The organism is Neorhizobium galegae bv. orientalis str. HAMBI 540 (assembly GCF_000731315.1).
In the GTDB taxonomy this organism is placed as follows: Bacteria; Pseudomonadota; Alphaproteobacteria; order Rhizobiales; family Rhizobiaceae; genus Neorhizobium; species Neorhizobium galegae.
Map to the genome: position 1 here is coordinate 3,210,105 of NZ_HG938353.1, position 15,800 is coordinate 3,225,904.

At 61.6% G+C, this 15,800-nt stretch carries 17 protein-coding genes and 1 pseudogene; 11 read left to right on the plus strand and 7 right to left on the minus strand.

Annotated features, from left to right (window positions below):
- Positions 1-23 precede the first annotated feature (23 nt).
- Positions 24-1,382 carry a hypothetical protein gene (locus tag RG540_RS31155; protein WP_051909455.1) on the minus strand — a complete coding sequence of 453 codons (1,359 nt, stop codon included), beginning with the start codon at positions 1,380-1,382 and terminating at the stop codon, positions 24-26.
- Positions 1,383-1,600: 218 nt separating this feature from the next.
- Here RG540_RS31155 and RG540_RS15885 point away from each other — a divergent pair, with 218 nt between their 5' ends.
- From RG540_RS15885 to RG540_RS15900, 4 genes are all read left to right on the plus strand, one after another.
- Positions 1,601-2,002 (plus strand): MarR family winged helix-turn-helix transcriptional regulator, encoded by a 402-nt coding sequence (locus RG540_RS15885; RefSeq protein WP_038589826.1) that lies wholly within the window; start codon positions 1,601-1,603, stop codon positions 2,000-2,002.
- Positions 2,003-2,078: 76 nt separating this feature from the next.
- The gene (locus tag RG540_RS15890) at positions 2,079-3,374 is read left to right on the plus strand and encodes an MFS transporter (protein WP_038589829.1); all 1,296 of its coding nucleotides are present in this window, start codon (positions 2,079-2,081) and stop codon (positions 3,372-3,374) included.
- Positions 3,375-3,498: 124 nt separating this feature from the next.
- Positions 3,499-4,296: a class I SAM-dependent methyltransferase gene (locus tag RG540_RS15895; RefSeq protein WP_038589832.1), complete on the plus strand. Its 798-nt coding sequence runs from the start codon at positions 3,499-3,501 to the stop codon at positions 4,294-4,296.
- Between the two features lie 191 nt (positions 4,297-4,487).
- Positions 4,488-4,721, plus strand: coding sequence for a hypothetical protein (locus RG540_RS15900; protein WP_151044286.1), 234 nt, complete (start codon positions 4,488-4,490; stop codon positions 4,719-4,721).
- Between the two features lie 83 nt (positions 4,722-4,804).
- Here RG540_RS15900 and tal read toward each other — a convergent pair whose 3' ends face one another.
- Positions 4,805-5,770, minus strand: coding sequence for a transaldolase (tal, locus tag RG540_RS15905; protein WP_038589840.1), 966 nt, complete (start codon positions 5,768-5,770; stop codon positions 4,805-4,807).
- Positions 5,771-6,005: 235 nt separating this feature from the next.
- On the opposite strand from tal, the gene RG540_RS15910 reads away from it, so the two are divergent.
- Together RG540_RS15910 and RG540_RS15915 are read left to right on the plus strand one after the other, a co-directional pair.
- Positions 6,006-6,938: a sugar-binding transcriptional regulator gene (locus tag RG540_RS15910; protein WP_407668909.1), complete on the plus strand. Its 933-nt coding sequence runs from the start codon at positions 6,006-6,008 to the stop codon at positions 6,936-6,938.
- A 45-nt stretch (positions 6,939-6,983) separates the two neighbouring features.
- Positions 6,984-7,505, plus strand: a pseudogene (locus RG540_RS15915) (IS701 family transposase); the annotation flags it as partial.
- 82 nt (positions 7,506-7,587) lie between these two features.
- On the opposite strand, the gene RG540_RS15920 reads toward RG540_RS15915, so the two are convergent.
- The 3 genes from RG540_RS15920 to RG540_RS15930 all read right to left on the minus strand — a co-directional run bounded on the left by RG540_RS15920 (position 7,588) and on the right by RG540_RS15930 (position 9,513).
- Positions 7,588-7,836: a PilZ domain-containing protein gene (locus tag RG540_RS15920; protein ID WP_038589846.1), complete on the minus strand. Its 249-nt coding sequence runs from the start codon at positions 7,834-7,836 to the stop codon at positions 7,588-7,590.
- 164 nt (positions 7,837-8,000) lie between these two features.
- Positions 8,001-8,882 carry a methylated-DNA--[protein]-cysteine S-methyltransferase gene (locus RG540_RS15925; protein ID WP_038589849.1) on the minus strand — a complete coding sequence of 294 codons (882 nt, stop codon included), beginning with the start codon at positions 8,880-8,882 and terminating at the stop codon, positions 8,001-8,003.
- Between the two features lie 148 nt (positions 8,883-9,030).
- Positions 9,031-9,513 (minus strand): DUF2244 domain-containing protein, encoded by a 483-nt coding sequence (locus RG540_RS15930; protein ID WP_038589852.1) that lies wholly within the window; start codon positions 9,511-9,513, stop codon positions 9,031-9,033.
- 36 nt (positions 9,514-9,549) lie between these two features.
- Here RG540_RS15930 and nth point away from each other — a divergent pair, with 36 nt between their 5' ends.
- The gene (nth, locus tag RG540_RS15935) at positions 9,550-10,341 is read left to right on the plus strand and encodes an endonuclease III (protein ID WP_038589855.1); all 792 of its coding nucleotides are present in this window, start codon (positions 9,550-9,552) and stop codon (positions 10,339-10,341) included.
- Here the strand turns inward: nth and RG540_RS15940 are convergent.
- Complete coding sequence (locus RG540_RS15940; RefSeq protein WP_038589857.1) at positions 10,318-10,884, minus strand: TetR/AcrR family transcriptional regulator; 567 nt, start codon at positions 10,882-10,884, stop codon at positions 10,318-10,320. The two genes, nth and RG540_RS15940, sit on opposite strands and share 24 nt — an antisense overlap.
- Before the next feature lie 88 nt (positions 10,885-10,972).
- On the opposite strand from RG540_RS15940, the gene RG540_RS15945 reads away from it, so the two are divergent.
- A complete protein-coding gene (locus tag RG540_RS15945) occupies positions 10,973-11,398 on the plus strand; it encodes a VOC family protein (protein WP_038589860.1) in 426 nt (141 codons plus the stop codon).
- Here the strand turns inward: RG540_RS15945 and RG540_RS15950 are convergent.
- Complete coding sequence (locus tag RG540_RS15950; protein WP_038589863.1) at positions 11,395-12,108, minus strand: sulfate transporter family protein; 714 nt, start codon at positions 12,106-12,108, stop codon at positions 11,395-11,397. The genes RG540_RS15945 and RG540_RS15950 overlap by 4 nt on opposite strands.
- Before the next feature lie 197 nt (positions 12,109-12,305).
- Between RG540_RS15950 and RG540_RS15955 the strand changes: the two genes are divergently transcribed.
- The 3 genes from RG540_RS15955 (at position 12,306) to RG540_RS15965 (ending at position 15,771) form a co-directional block, all read left to right on the plus strand.
- Positions 12,306-12,773 carry a carboxymuconolactone decarboxylase family protein gene (locus RG540_RS15955; protein WP_038589866.1) on the plus strand — a complete coding sequence of 156 codons (468 nt, stop codon included), beginning with the start codon at positions 12,306-12,308 and terminating at the stop codon, positions 12,771-12,773.
- Positions 12,773-13,630: a sigma-70 family RNA polymerase sigma factor gene (locus tag RG540_RS15960; protein WP_038589869.1), complete on the plus strand. Its 858-nt coding sequence runs from the start codon at positions 12,773-12,775 to the stop codon at positions 13,628-13,630. Before RG540_RS15955 ends, RG540_RS15960 begins: the two co-directional genes overlap by 1 nt.
- Positions 13,631-14,016: 386 nt before the next feature.
- On the plus strand, positions 14,017-15,771 hold the full coding sequence (locus tag RG540_RS15965) for a peptidoglycan D,D-transpeptidase FtsI family protein (RefSeq protein ID WP_038589872.1): 1,755 nt from the start codon (positions 14,017-14,019) through the stop codon (positions 15,769-15,771).
- Positions 15,772-15,800 lie beyond the last annotated feature (29 nt).

Consider the following 15,800-nt stretch of genomic DNA (forward strand, 5'->3'; position numbering starts at 1 on the left):
GTGCCGGCCTGCGCTTCTGCCACTCAATGCACGACCTTGGCAGCCGGAGCCTTCGCATCCGAAGCCGAAACCGCCTGGGCGGGTTTTGCGGACGCGGCCGGAGCCGGTTGGCCGCGCAACTTGGCCAGCCATTCGGCACCAGCGGCGTCGGCTTCGGTGCTGCCGTTTGTCTTGGCCGGAGCCGCTTCGGCATGCGCCGCTTCCGGCGACTTGGTGTCGGAATAGACGGTATCGGCATCGGTCTGTTTGGACCAGCGCTTGCCGCCTTCCGCAGACGTGCGAGGCTCGGGCGCAGGCTCCGATGCCTTGGCCGCAACTGGGGATGCCTTCGGCGTCTCGTGCTCGCCGCTGCCGAAGAACATGCCGGTCAGGGAAGCGAGGAAACCGCCCTCTTCCTTTTTCGGTTCGGCGGATGCGACCTGGGTCGGGGCGGCAGGCTTCTGATGGTCCTGCGCAGCGGCGGCCTTGTTCTGTGCTGCCGGTGCCGGATGCGTGGCGGCTGCCGGAGCAGCCGCATGGGTTTCAGCGGCGTGGGCGTCACCTTCGGGCGCGTGTACGGCTGCTGCCGGCGCCTCCGCCTTCGAGCCGAAGATCATGCCGGTGATGGAGCTGAAGAAACCGCCGCTTTCCTTGGCGGCGACTTCGTCGCCATGGCCTTCGGCTGGAGCGCCATGGGCGTCCGCCGGAGCACCGTGGGCATCGGCTGCAGGCTCGCCATGACCGGAAGCGGGCTTTTCGCTCATTGCTCCGTGGCTCTTCGGCTTTTCGCCATGGCTGGCGGAAGCGCCGTGTTCGCCTTCCGGCGCCGCGACGACAGGTTCGACGCAATCGGCGTGATCGGTCAGCCGTGCGGTGAGCGTCTCGACATCCTCGAGCGGCAGGTCGATGCGCATGCCGTAATATTCGCCGTTCGAATTGGCCGCGCCGTCGAGGTAGTAGGCTGAATAGGGCCGCACGTCGGCGCCTTCGGGCGCCTTGTTGGGATCGGGGATATAGACGACCTGAGCGCCGATCGCGCGGCCGCGCATCTGAGCGCGATCACGGGGGCCGGCCTTGTCGATCATCGCTACCTGGACAAGATCGGCCTTTTCTTTTTCTTGCACCGCCTTGGCGACACGCAAGGCCGTGCGGATGCGCGCCAGACCGTCGCCGGTCCCGTCACTCACCACGTATTTTCGGATCCAGTAACGCTGGTCCCGCTTGATCTTGACCGTTTCCAGCGCGGTACATTCGAGCCCGTTGATCTCCAGATAGGAGGGGCCGAGGATCTTGTCCGTGCCGATGAGCACGGCGGCCGCACCGCTGCCACCGCCGAGAACGACGATACTGCCCATGAGGATGAAGACGAGCTTCTTGGAAAACCGGAAATTCAGACCCTTCACTTGCCGAACTCCGGCATGGTCAACTCCATATCTACGCAAAACAACAGGATGGAATAGTGCCGGGATAGTCGCCTATTCTTGTTGAGGAAGCTTTAAGCGGGGGATTCTTTTTCACGCCTCGGAGGTCTTTCTTGCAGCCGGCCTGCTCCATTCCGGAACGGTCCGGCTTTTGATGTACCCCTCTTGCGTAAATCGAACCGCGGGTATATACCCGCTCCATGCCAAACGACACCTGCCACTGCATCCTGCTGCGCAAAGCCTCGCGAAAGGTCTCGTCCTATTACGACGAGGCCCTGGCGCCGCTTGGCGTCAACATCGGGCAGTTCAGCCTGCTGCGCAACATCAACCGGCTGGCGCCGATCTCGCTGACCGATCTCGCCGTCCAGGTGGAACTGGACCGCTCGACGGTCGGCCGCAATGCCAAGGTGCTGGAGCGCATGGACCTGGTGGCGATCGGCCACGGCGAAGACCAGCGTGAGGCGATGCTGACGGTTGCCCCCAAAGGTGCAGCGATCCTGAAAAAGGGCGCCCCCCTCTGGGACAGCGTCCAGGACGATATCGAAGCCCGGCTCGGGGCCGAGAAAACCAGACAATTGCAGGAGCTGCTGGCAGCTCTCTGATTTTTATTCAAAAGCGGGCATATACCCGAAAATCACACGCTGCCGGTGCGGCATTGACCACGAAAGGGACAGAACCATGATTTCCAATCGCGCCGCCCAATGGATGGCGGCCAGAAACCTGCACTATGGATGGGTGGTCGCCATCACCACATTCCTGACGATGCTCGCGACCGCCGGCGCCATGGGCTCGGCCGGCGTGATGATCCAGCCGCTGCATCAGGAGTTCGGCTGGGATATCGCCGACATCTCCTCGGCAATGGCCGTCCGGCTGGTGCTTTTCGGCCTGCTTGGACCGTTCGCCGCCGCCTTCATGAACCATTTCGGCATCCGCCAGGTCGTCACTTTTGCCCTGGCTCTGATCATGAGCGGCATTGTCCTGTCGTTGTTCATGACGCAGGTCTGGCAGCTCGTGGCGCTCTGGGGCGTGGTGATCGGCGTCGGCACCGGCATGACGGCGCTGGTCCTCGGCGCAACCGTCGCGACCCGCTGGTTTTCCAAGAGCCGTGGCCTCGTCGTCGGCCTTATGACCGCCAGCAACGCCACGGGCCAGCTCGTCTTCCTGCCGCTGCTCGCCGCCATGACGGAAGCCTACGGCTGGCGCACCGCACTCACCTTTACGGTCGTCGTCATCTCCGCCGCAATGCTGCTGGTCTTGCTCTTGATGCGCGACTATCCGTCTGATGTCGGCCTGCCGGCCTATGGCGAGACCGCGGTGACGCCGGCGCCGAAGCAGGACCACAAATTCCTGGCGACGCTCTATTCGCCGATCGGCGCGCTCCGCCATGCCTCGACCAGCGGCACCTTTTGGGTTCTGTTCGGTACGTTCTTCGTCTGCGGCCTCTCGACAAACGGGCTTATCCAGACCCACTGGATCTCGATCTGCGGCGATTTCGGCATGGCTGCGGTCACCGCCGCCAGCACGCTTGCGGTGATCGGCATCTTCGACTTCTTCGGCACCATCTTCGCCGGCTGGCTGTCGGACCGTTACGACAATCGCTGGCTGCTGTTCTGGTTCTACAGCCTGCGCGGCCTGTCGCTGGTATATCTATCGTTCTCGGGCTTCTCGTTCTACGAACTGTCAGTCTTCGCGATCTTCTACGGTCTCGACTGGGTGGCGACCGTGCCGCCGACCGTGAAGCTTGCCGCCGCCGAATTCGGCCGCGAACGGGCCGGTCTGATCTTCGGCTGGGTGTTTGCCGGCCATCAGCTCGGTGCGGCCACCGCCGCCTTCGGTGCGGGCTTCCTGAAGAGCGACTTCAACACCTATATGCCAGCCCTGCAGATCGCCGGCGTGATGTGCATGATCGCAGCGGTTTCCGTCCTGCTGCTGCGCAAGCCGGGCACTGCCAAGCTGGTGCCGCAGCCGGCCTGATGACGCCACACCTCTCCGGCGGCCGTCACTGGCCGCCGGAGATTACCTGCCGTTGCAAAACCGCAAACTCGCCGGATATGATATTCCGTACGCCAAGCGAGCTGCCATCGCCGCAGGAGGTACCATGTCGTCGATCACCTCGGGCAACGCCGTACAATATGCCGATAGCAGCAAGCTTGTGGCTCGCGGACGCCTTAACAGGGAATATACGATTGCCGAAACCGGCTGGTTTCCCTGGGTTGCGCGGCAACTGCCCTTGAAACCGGGTGACCGGGTCCTCGATATCGGCTGCGGCCCAGCCTGGTTCTGGGCCTCCGTCATCAAGGATATGCCCGAAAATCTCGACCTGACGCTCGCCGATCAGTCTTCCGGGATGGTGGAAGAGGCCCTTGCGCGCTGTACACCCCTACCTTTCGGATCGGTCACGGGCCGTCAGGCGGAAGCTTCCGCCCTGCCCTTCGAGGACAATAGCTTTGACTTGGTGGTAGCCATGCACATGCTCTACCACCTGCCCGATCCGGCGGCCGGCATCGCGGAAATGTTCCGGGTGCTGAAGCCGGGAGGTTTTCTCGCCGTCACCACCAATGGCATGGGCAACATGCGCGGGATCTACGAACTCACCACCGTGTTCGGCAGCGAGCCGTTCGATCCGAGCGCGGCCGTCTTCGGATACGACAAGGCCGAGGAGTTGATGCGTGCGAGGTTCCGCGATGTCGCCTTTGCGCAGCACCCCGCAAGAATGCGGATCACGGAGCCGGAGGACGTGTTTCTGGCGCTGACTTCCTACCCGCCCGGCGACAGCGCGGACGAGGCTCAATTGGACGCGTTCCGGCAAGCAATCGCCGCCGCATTCGAGCGCGGCCACGGCGTGCTCGAAGTGGAGAAGGAAACCGGCCTGTTCATTAGCAGAAAGCCGATCTGATACCGGTCGACGGCGATGGCACGCGCTTGCGGCCTGAAGAAAATCCGGGCATGAATTTCCCCGTCATTGAACGACAATGGCTCCCGTTTCAGGAGGAATAGTCATGAGGCAGTTCGAACTCTAGCGCATAAGCGGAGTTCAACGTTCGCTTGTGCGCCAAGCCCGATCTTATCGAGCAATTGGAGCATGACATGCGAACCACCACACCTATGCCCGGCGATGGCATAGAGGTTTACGATATTGATTCCGGAATGGGTGGCGTCTTCACGATATCTGTAACCAGGGAACTGGGGAGAGATATGGTCGACGTGCGCATCTGGTACGGGAAGCGAACGCAAAACGGCTGGCAATCCTACGGCCTGTTTGACGGGAAAACCTTTCAAACCAGTCGCGACAGACTGAAGAGCCGACGGATATCTGGTTGAAAAACCACTACCCCGAGATCCGGAAAATCAAAAAGGCCCGTCGCGAGACGGGCCTTTTTTCATGCCGGCGGTGGAAACTGGTATCAGGCGGCGGCGAGGGTCAGTTCCTTCTTGACCATCTGGCGCAGGGCGCCAAGGTCCTTGGCGAAGGCGCGGATGCCTTCCGACAGCTTTTCTGTCGCCATGGCGTCCTCGTTCATCATCCAGCGGAAGGCCTTCTCGTCGAGCGACTGGAGAGGCTCGGCCTTGAAGGTTTCCGGGGAGAGCTTGCGCTCCAGCTTGCCCGTATCCTTGTCGAGTTCGTCGAGCAAGGCCGGGCTGATCGTCAGGCGGTCGCAGCCTGCCAGCGCTTCGATTTCGCCGGCATTGCGGAACGAGGCGCCCATGACGATCGTCTTGATGCCGTTCGCCTTGTAGTAATTGTAGATGGCGCGGACGGACACGACGCCCGGATCGGTCTCGGCCGTGTAGTCCTGGCCGGTCGACTTCTTGTGCCAGTCGAGAATGCGGCCGACGAAGGGCGAGATCAGGAACACTTTCGCTTCGGCGCAGGCGATCGCCTGGGCCTGACTGAAGAGAAGCGTCAGGTTGCAGTCGATACCTTCCGTCTGCAGCACTTCGGCGGCGCGGATGCCTTCCCAGGTGGAGGCGAGCTTGATCAGGATGCGGTCACGCTCGATGCCGCGCTCCTTGTAGGCGGCGATGATCTGGCGCGCCTTAGCGATCGACGCTTCCGTGTCGAAGGAAAGGTCGGCATCGACTTCGGTCGAGACGCGGCCAGGCACCAGTTCGGAGAGCGAGGCGCCGACGGTGATCGCCAAGCGGTCGGCCACGGCAGAAACCACGGCATCCGGATTGCCGGACTGCTTCCGGCCCCAGGCAATCGCCTCCTGTACCTTGTCGGCGAAGACAGGCGTGCCGAGCGCCTTCAGGACGATGGTCGGGTTGGTGGTGCAATCCACGGGCTTCAGGCGGGCGACCGCCTCGATGTCGCCGGTATCGGCAACGACCGTGGTCATGGAACGAAGCTGCTCTAGTTTAGACGTCATCCGAATATTCCTCGATATATGGAGAACTAAACGCCTGTTGCGCGATTTGGCTCCTCCGGCGCGTTGGCAAGAATTATCCCCTGCCGGCGATCAAAAAGTCAAGACATTTGTTCTTCGGAATTGACATATGTGTCAGTTGGAACAAATATCATAAGGCTTGTCCATCATTGTCCCGGGAGGCCCGTTGGCTAGGCTCAGACGCGAGACGCATACCGCCTATTCCGAAGCAGCCTCCATGAGGCTGCGGGCGGCATGGCTTTATTATAATCAGGGATTGACGCAAAAAGATGTCGCCGAACGGCTGGGCTTGAGCCGCTCGACGGTGATCCGCCTGCTCGACGAGGCGATGAAGCGCTCCGAGGTCCAGATCTGGATTAGCGAAGGCGTCGACACCTGCGTCGAACTGGCGATCCGGCTGGAAAAGGCCTACGGGCTGGACGAGGCCGTGGTCGTGCCGGCGCCGCGCGACAACAGCGCCGCGGCCCTTGCAAGCTCGGTCGGGCTGGCGCTCGGGCAATTCCTTTCCGAAGTGGTGCAGGACGACATGACGATCGGCGTCGGCTGGGGCCGCACCATGACTGCCTCGCTCGGCAGCTTTCGGCCGCCGCGGCGGGAGAAGTGTAAGGTCGTATCGCTGCTCGGCGGCATCGTCGCGGTCCACCAGACCAATCCGATCGACTACACCTGGCGTTTCGCCGGCCAGCTGGGCGCCGAATGCTATATGTTCCTGGCGCCGCTTCTGGTCGACTCGGTCAAGACCAAGCGGGCGCTGATCGAGCAATGCGGGCTCAACACGATCTACGATCTTGCCGAGAACCTCGACCTCGCGGTGGTGAGCTGCGGCGATATCGGGCCGCATTCGACCTCGCTCTCGGAAGGCTTTATCTCCAAGGCCGAGCTCGACCGACTGATCGCGGCGGGCTGCGTCTGCGACACGATGTTCAATTTTCTCGATGAGGAAGGCCGCTCGGTGGATCACAAGCTGAACGAGCGGGTGATGTCGGTGGATCTGGATACGTTGAGACAGGCCAAACACATCGTGCTCTCCTCCGGCGGCGCACATCGGGCGGTGGCGATCCGCGCGACGATCCGCAGGGTCGGGTGCAATACGCTGATTACGGATGAGACGGCGGCGAAGGAGTTGTTGAGGTTGAACGAACCTTCCTAGCATTACAGTTGCATATTTATCTGTAGTCTGAATCTGTAGGTCTCCATGATTCGGAGGTCGTGGATGACAGGCGCATCAATCGAGACGACGCTTGAACTTTGGGCATCATCGCTGCGCGACGTGAAGTCACGTATTCGGAAGCTATTTACCCAGGAGCGCGTTGCAGCATCTGCGAACCTTTTCCTGGATGGCTTGCTGGGTGACGAGCGGCGTAAGACAGGTTGGATGCGCGCTGAGGCGGCCGGTGATCCCGGCCCGTGGCGGCAACAGGCCATTCTGGGTCGCGGGCGTTGGGACGCGGACGCACTTCGCGACATCGTGCGAGAATATGTTGTAGAAAACCTCGCCACCGATGATGCGGTCCTGGTCATCGATGAGACAGGCTTCCTCAAGCAGGGCAAGACATCGTGCGGCGTTGCACGTCAATACACAGGTTCGGCGGGCAAGATAACGAACTGCCAGATCGGTGTGTTCGCCGCCTATGTGTCCGTTCGCGGTCATGCCTTTATCGATCGAGCCCTGTACTTGCCCAAGAGCTGGACTGGCGATCCGGCAAGGCTGGCAGCAACCTGAAAAGCAAAATGCAACTGTAATGCTAGAGAGCACAAGGGGTGGCCTGACCACCGGCTGTGCTTGAACGAACCGGCAATCAGGCAGCGGTCAGGAACTCCACTCCGATGGAATTGATCCGCCGCCAGCGGACTTCGCATTCAAAACGTCGACCATCTGACAAGGCGAGACCGAAGCTTTCCGGCACGGACAACGCGTTCTCGATCTTGATCAACGCACCGCCGGCCGAGATTTCCTTGACGATGCAGTCGAAGGCCGAATGATCGCCATTAAAGACGATCTTGGCGCCTAGAAAGCTTTTCGATCTCTGGTATCTGCGCTCATGCACCTGACCGCGTCCTTCGACGATTACATTTCAGGCATCACTTATATGCCCCAATGGGCAATCCCGCAATCCTCAGAGGCCGTCCATGACTTTTGCAGGCGACTTGGTATCAGCCGGCTCGCGGCCCGGCAATGGAACCTGAACGCTGAGCTCAAACGTTCGGCCCCTCACGCATTCCCCGCTTCCCAGCCCAGGATCGCCCGCTTGCGCGTCAGCCCCCAGTGATAGCCGGTGAGCGCCCCGCTCTTACCGAGCGCCCGGTGGCAGGGAACCACGAACGAAATCGGGTTCGCCCCGACGGCCGCACCCACCGCGCGGCTGGCGGTCGGCTGGCCGATGTCGTTGGCGACGTCGGAATAGGTGACGGCCTTGCCGAACGGGATCTTCAACAGGCTCTGCCAGACGCGGACCTGGAAATCGGTGCCGATCAGCACGACCTTCAGCGGCTGATCGCAGGACCAGTTCGCACGGTCGAAGACGCGGCCGACATAAGGCGCCGTCATCTCCTGGTCGGGAACATATTCGGCATTCGGCCAGCGGCGCATCATGTCGTCGAGCGCCGCCTGTTCGCAGCCGAGATCGGCGAAGGCGAGCCCCGAAAGTCCGCGGTCGGTCGCCATCACCAACGCCTGGCCGAAGGGCGACGAATGGAAGCCGTAGCGGATTGTCAGGCCGCCGCCGCGCGCTTTCCATTCGCCGGGCGACATCGCCTCGTGGGTGACGAACAGATCGTGCAGTCTTCCCGGGCCTGAAAGCCCGAGCTCGTAGGAGGCTTCGAGCAGCGGCAGTTCTTCCTTGCCGAGCAGCCGCTTGGCATGGTCGAGGGTGACGGCCTGAAGGAAGGCCTTCGGCGACAGCCCGGCCCAGCGGGTGAACACTTTCTGCAACTGCGTCGGCGATTGACCAAGCTCGGAGGCGATCGCCTCGAGCGACGGCTGATCGCGGTAGTCGAGCGTGATCATCTCGATGACGCGGCGGACGGTTTCGTAATCGGAACCATCGGGCGTCACGTCGATGGGCGACGAATCGATCTTGGCGAGAGCATTCATGGCTTGTCTCCTTTACAGCGCCGCACGCCGATGAAGCCGAAGCTGTGGGCGCGCAAAAAATCGCTGTGCAACTGATATGCTGTCTAAATGCGCCTTCAGCCTCGCCGAAACCACCCGTTTCTTGCCCTATCGCCGGTTTTCTCGCCACTCAGATCCGTTGTTTGACCGTGGCGAGAGCACCCTTGAAGGCCTTGGCGAAACTTTCCCGGTCATCCGGATTGAGGAAGGAGCCGATATCGGTGCCGCGTCCCTCGCCCGTCACAGACATGGACGTGATGCCGAACTCCTCGTGGCGGCGGACGTTGAAGCGCGCCCAGAACGGATTGAAGCGATGTTCCACCACACGCCCCGCCGGCGAGAATTTTCGGATCGACAGGTTGCTGCGCGAGACCCTCACTTCCTCGCGCGCCCGGCCCGAGCGGTAGCTCATCCTCAGCGCTATATAGAGGCCGAGGAAATCCAACCCGAAGAAGAAGCCGATCGGATAAGCGCCGGTAATCAGAAAAAAGCCGCCATAAAAAACGCAGATGCCGCCCGTCAACACCAGAACGACGCGAAAACCCGTTTTGCCGAGCGAACGGTAGGGCGTCAGTTCGGCTGCAAAAACAGGCTGATCCTCGGAAACGTCCACGTTGATTTCCCTCCTGCGGGATGCCTATACAGGCATATGGCGACTCCAAAGATCAGATCCAAAACCAGCACCCCGCAAAAGTCAAATCACGCGCCCGAGCGCAAGGCGGCGACCAAACCCAAGCGCTTCAAATCCCCCTATTCGAAAGCGGAGATGGAGGAGATTTTTCGCCGCTTTTCGGTGCAGCGGCCAGAGCCGAAGGGTGAGCTGGAGCATGTGAACCCGTTCACGCTGGTGGTGGCGGTGGCACTGTCCGCCCAGGCGACCGATGTGGGCGTCAACAAGGCGACGCGGGCGCTGTTCAAGGTCGCAGATACGCCCGAAAAGATGCTGGCCCTCGGCGAAGAAGGCGTCACCCAATATATCAAGACCATCGGGCTCTATCGCAACAAGGCGAAGAACGTCATCGCGCTCTGTCGCATGCTGATCGACGAGTTCGATTCCGAAGTGCCGAGGACGCGCGAAGAGCTGATCCGCCTGCCGGGCGTCGGCCGCAAGACGGCCAACGTGGTGATGTCGATGGCCTTCGGGGTGCCGACGCTGGCGGTCGACACGCATGTCTTCCGCATTGCCAACCGGCTCTTGATGGCGCCGGGCAAGACGCCCGACGAGGTCGAGGAGAACCTCTTGAAGGTGATCCCCGACCAGTATCTCTTCCACGCCCACCACTGGCTGATCCTGCACGGCCGGTATTGCTGCAAGGCGCGAAAACCGGAATGCGAACGTTGCGTGATCGCCGATCTCTGTCGCTCGCCGGAAAAGACCGTCGACGTGCCGGCGCCGCTTGTGGAACTGCCGCAGCAGCTAATCGGCGAGGCCGTCAATTAAGGCCGCGATCGCGGCCTCGAAGTCCGCGCGATTGCCGCCACAATCGATGGCGATCGCCGCCCGCTCGAAGGCCGCCGAGATCAGCACCGTCAGTGGATCGACAAGCGGCAGCGCTCTGGAGCCGGCAAGCAGATGGGAAAGCCCCGCCTTGAGGCTGGACTCGGCCGGGTCGTCGCCCTCCCCGGAATCGATCGCCATCTGGGCCGGCGCCTCCCGCAACAGAAGCCGCGTTCTCCCCGCCACCGCCATCGCGTCGAAATAGGCGGAAGCACCCTGCAGGAGGGCTTCCCGTGCCGAGAAGGCCTCCGCTGAACGCGCCTCGATATCCGCCGCGACGTCATTCGCCTCGCGCTCGATCACCGCCCAGAACAAAGCCCGTTTGTCGGTGAAATGATGGTAGAGCGCACCGCGCGTTACCCTGGCCGCAGCGACGATCTCGGGCGTTGCGGTTTCCGCATAGCCCTTCTCGACGAAGAGCGCCCGCGCGGCGTCCAGCAGGGCCGTCCGCGTCCCATCCGTGCGTTCGCGATTGCTGCGTGCCATTTTTCCGTCCCCGATTTACATACAGGCAGAATGTATTTATAAAAACATACAGGCAGAATGTATCAAGAAAACCGGAGACCCGAAAGCCATGAAAGCGACCAGCTATTACCCCGTCATCATGACCGACGACGTGGCCGGCACAGCGGCCTTCTACAGGGAGTATTTCGGCTTCGAGGCGCTGTTTTCCGCCGACTGGTACGTGCACCTGCAATCCAAGGAGAGCGAGCACGTGACACTCGCCATCCTCGACGGCAGCCACGAGACGATCCCGGAAAGCGGGCGCGGAAAGGCTTCTGGGCTGCTGCTGAACTTCGAGGTGGAGGACGTCGATTCCGTCTACGCGCGCTTGACGGCGACCGGTCTGCCGATCCGCCGCGACATCCGTGACGAGGACTTCGGCCAGCGGCATTTCATCACCGCCGACCCGAACGGCGTGCTGATCGACATCATCACCCCGATCGCTCCGAGCGCAGAATTCGCCGTCCTATACGACGCTTCTGCCCTGCCCACCTAAAGCTTGAACCCGGGATCGCGCTTCGAGACCGCCTTGTGGAGATGCACCATCAGGCCGGCAGCGAACAGCGGCGTCAGCAGGTTGACGATCGGGACCGCCAGGAAACACGCGATCAGAAGGCCGGCCAGGAACACGGTGGAGGAATGTTTCGAGCGGAAGGCGCGTGCTTCCGCAGGGGTTCTGAACCGCATCGCCGCGAACTCGAAAAATTCCCGGCCGAGCAGGTAGCCGTTCACCATGAAGAAGGCGATCAGGTTGATGCCGGGGATGAACAGCAGGAAAAGCGCCACGATATTGCCGACAATGACGACGCCCAAAAACTGGATCGAGCCGATGATCGCCTGGGCAAGCGGCATCGCCTTGCCTGGCGTGTCGATCGGATAATCGCGCTTCTCGACGACTTCGGCGACGTCATCAAGGAACAGCCCGGCGATCAGCGCCGTGATCGGCGCGATCAGCAGAGCGAGCGCCAGCGCCAGCCCGATGCTGGCAGCGATCGCCGCAAACAGGGTGAGCCAACCCGCCCAATCCGGCAGATCGGGGAAGAATGCTGCAAACCATGGCCAGGCATAAAGAATGAAGACTTCGCGCAGGGCGAACCAGAGACCGATCAGCACGAGGGCGGTGAACCCCAATGTCTTCCAGAACACGGAACGGGTCTCGGGTGCGAAGAGGTTGGTGAGCGAAAGGCGTGCGGCGTCGAAAATCATCGGCGTCTCCAAGTTGGCGGGAGACATGTAGGTTTGAGGGGGGCTCGGAGCAAGGCGGAGTGAGATGACGGATGTAGGAGAGGCGACCGCAGCCGGCTCGTTGCTCACGTATCCCGACAGAAAAAATCTTGCGGGCATGTCACATGGGCAGATTCTGTCTCGTCATGGTGTCGTAACCAACATAAGGAAAACGAACCATGAGTGCCAAACTTAACCCCTTCGCCGCCGCTCCCTTGCTGATGAAGGCCTGGATGGGCGTCTCGACCGATGTTGATGCGAGCCTCGAGCCCAGCCTCATCGAACTCGTAAAAATCCGCTCCTCGCAGATCAACGGCTGCGCCAACTGCATCAATATGCACACGACCGAAGCGCGGGCGCGGGGCGAGAGCGAGCAGCGTATCTACCTGCTGTCCGCCTGGCGTGAAGCTCCATGCTATTCCGATCGCGAGCGCGCTGCGCTAGGTTGGACCGAAGCCCTGACCCGGCTGCCTGAAGGTCATTCATCCGAAAGCGGCTACGCGGCCTTGAAGGCCGAGTTTACCGAGGAGGAACAGGTGAAACTGACTTTGATGATCAATGTCATCAACGGCTGGAACCGGCTGGCGGTTGGCTTTGGCCTGTGGAACGATGCGGCAGGCGCCAAGACCGTCCAGGCAGCCGCCTGATGGAGGGTCTCGACCATTCGGACGCGGCAGCCAGTTTTGACCCGCTGCGTCCGAAGCTCCTGCGCGTCGCCTACCGCATGCTCGGATCGGTGTCCGACGCCGAGGACATGGTGCAGGAGGCCTTCATCCGCTGGATGAAGGCCGATCGCCAAGAGATACGCGAACCGGAGGCGTTCCTGCGCCGCAGCGTGACGCGGCTCTGTCTCGATCAGCTGAAATCGGCGCGGCGACAGCGCGAGACCTATATCGGCCCCTGGCTTCCCGATCCCGTCGTGGAAGAGGAGAAGGAGGAGGATGTTACCTTGCCGCTGATGCTGGCACTTGAACGCCTTTCACCGCTCGAACGCGCGGCCTTCCTGCTGCACGACGTCTTCGGGCTGGGATTCGAGGAGGTCGCAACCACCATCGAGCGCGACATGGCCGCCTGCCGCCAGCTTGCTGCCCGCGCGCGCACCCATGTTCGCGGGGCGAGAACTCGTTTCCAGGTCGACAAAAAACGGGGTGTCGAGCTTGCCGAGGCCTTCTTCGCCGCCTCGCGCAGCGGTGACATGACGGCGCTGGGTGCCATGTTGGCGGCAGACGTCAGCGTTCATGCCGACGGTGGCGGCAAGCGCTCTGCGGCCACGGAGCCAGTTCTCGGCTTCGAGGCAGTGATGAAAGTGCACGCCAGTCTCGCGGATCAGTTTCAGAAGAACGGCTCCACACTCGTTCGAGCCGGGTTCGTCAACGGATTACCGGGCTTTGTCACAATGGAGGCCGACGGTGAGCTGCAGACGACCGCGCTCGATATCGAGGACGCGAAGATCACGGCCATCTATATCGTGCGCAACCCCGACAAGTTGAGGCATCTGCATTAGCGTTTGCGAGGAGGCTCCGGAGCGTGGCTCCAGCGCAGAGAGCCGCCTCCGAAATACCGTGCCCGCCTGGCATCCAGCTACGCCATCCCCCGCAACTCATCCCGATGCCGGACCATCGCCAGGCACCGCCGGTAATCCAGACCGTCTTGCTCGACAGGGGCCGGCACCGGCATTGGGGATAGGACGGTGCCGCGACCGGCGTCGGTTAATCTTCCGCGCGCAGTCGAATACAACTTTAACTGTATATTAATACAACTTTAAACATGTGCACTCCGCCAGAAACTCTCCTGTTGGCTTCCGGTTCAACCGCGTGCAGGCTGCAATCCGGCGGCTGACGAACCGCTCAATTTTTGCCTCGGCTGATATGTTTTTTGGATTTGTTCGGAATGATCTCTTTTATCGTCCGGCTCAGAAGCCGCGCACATTTCATCGTTGGGAGCAAGGTCGGTGCGAGAAACGCGACCTTCATGGGCGCAAGCGCACGCCGGAAAAAAGAGGCAAGGCAAAGGCTCGGGATCCTGATCGCCAGCTTTCTTGCGGTCTATTTCATCGTCGGCGCGCGCCTTGTCCAATACGGTCTTGCCGAACCGGCCGCGACGGGAGCGATTTCCAGCAACACCATCGCGTCCAGGCCGGACATCGTCGACCGCAACGGAGCACTGCTGGCCACCGACCTCAACATGATCTCGCTCTATGCCGACCCGCGCAGGATCGTCGATGCGGACGAAGTCGTCGAGAAACTTGCCTTCGTCATCCCCAACCTCGACTGGAGCGAAACCCACAAAAGGCTGAGATCGCGGACCGCATTCCAGTGGCTGAAGCGGCAACTCACCCCGAAACAGCAAGCGGATATCCTGGCGCTCGGAATTCCCGGCATCGGCTTCAGACCGGAAAAACGCAGGTTCTATCCAGGCGGTGCGACCGCCTCTCACATCGTCGGCCATGTGAATGTCGACAACCAGGGCCTCGCCGGAATGGAGAGGCACCTGGATCAGCAGGGTCTTGGCGATCTTCGCCTGGCCGGGCTGACCGGCGGGGTCCCGCTCGAACCCGTCAGGCTGTCCATCGATCTCCGCGTCCAGAATATCGTCCGCCAGGTCGTCGCGAACGCGATGACTGCCTACAAGGCCGAAGCCGCAGGCGCCGTGGTCCTCGATGTCAATACCGGCGAGGTTCTGGCGATGGCATCCGTGCCCGACTACGATCCGAACGAACCGTCCCGGATGCTGCCTGACGGTAGTGTCGATAAGGACTATGAAAAGGGCTGGTTCAACCGGATAAGCAATGCCACGTTCGAGATGGGCTCGACATTCAAGAGCTTCACCCTGGCGATGGGGCTGGACGAGGGCAAGATCACCCTGAACTCCGTCGTCGATGCATCCCGGCCGATCCGCATGGGCGGCTTCACGATCAAGGACTTCCGCGGAAAGAACCGGCCACTGACGATCTCCGAAGTCTTCCAGTATTCATCGAACATCGGCACTGCGGCGGTCGCGGACAAGGTCGGCATCGAGGGTCATCGGCAATTCCTCACGAAGCTCGGGCTTCTTTCCAGGATGGAAACCGAGATGCCGGGCGTGGCGACGCCAACCCAACCGAAGACATGGAAGAAGATCAACTCGGTCACCATCTCGTTTGGCCATGGCGTGGCAACCACTCCGCTGCAGACCGCGGTTGCCGCCGCCGCTCTGATCAACGGCGGAAGCCTCGTTCCTCCGACCTTTCTTCCCCGTTCACGGGAAGAGACCAAGCTGGTTTCCCGCCCGGTGATAAAGCAGGGCACGAGCATCGACATGCGTTACCTGTTCACCTGGAACGGCGTGAAGGGCTCGGGGCGCGGCGCGCAGGTCGAAGGTTTCCAGGTCGGCGGCAAGACAGGCACGGCCGACAAGGTGATCAACGGACGTTATGCCAAGGACATCAATTTCAATGCCTTCGTCGCAGCCTTCCCGATGGACAAGCCGAAATACATCGTGCTTTCGATAATCGATGCGCCGCTGACAGGCGAACACGGCGGACGGACGGCAGCATCCACCGCCGCGCCTATGATCAAGGAGATTATCGGTCGATCAGCGCCATTGCTCGGCGTACAGCCCCGTTTCGGATCCCCGGACGCGCCGCATTTGCTGGAGAACTACTAGACTGCAGGGTGCTTCACCGCGGTTGCGAT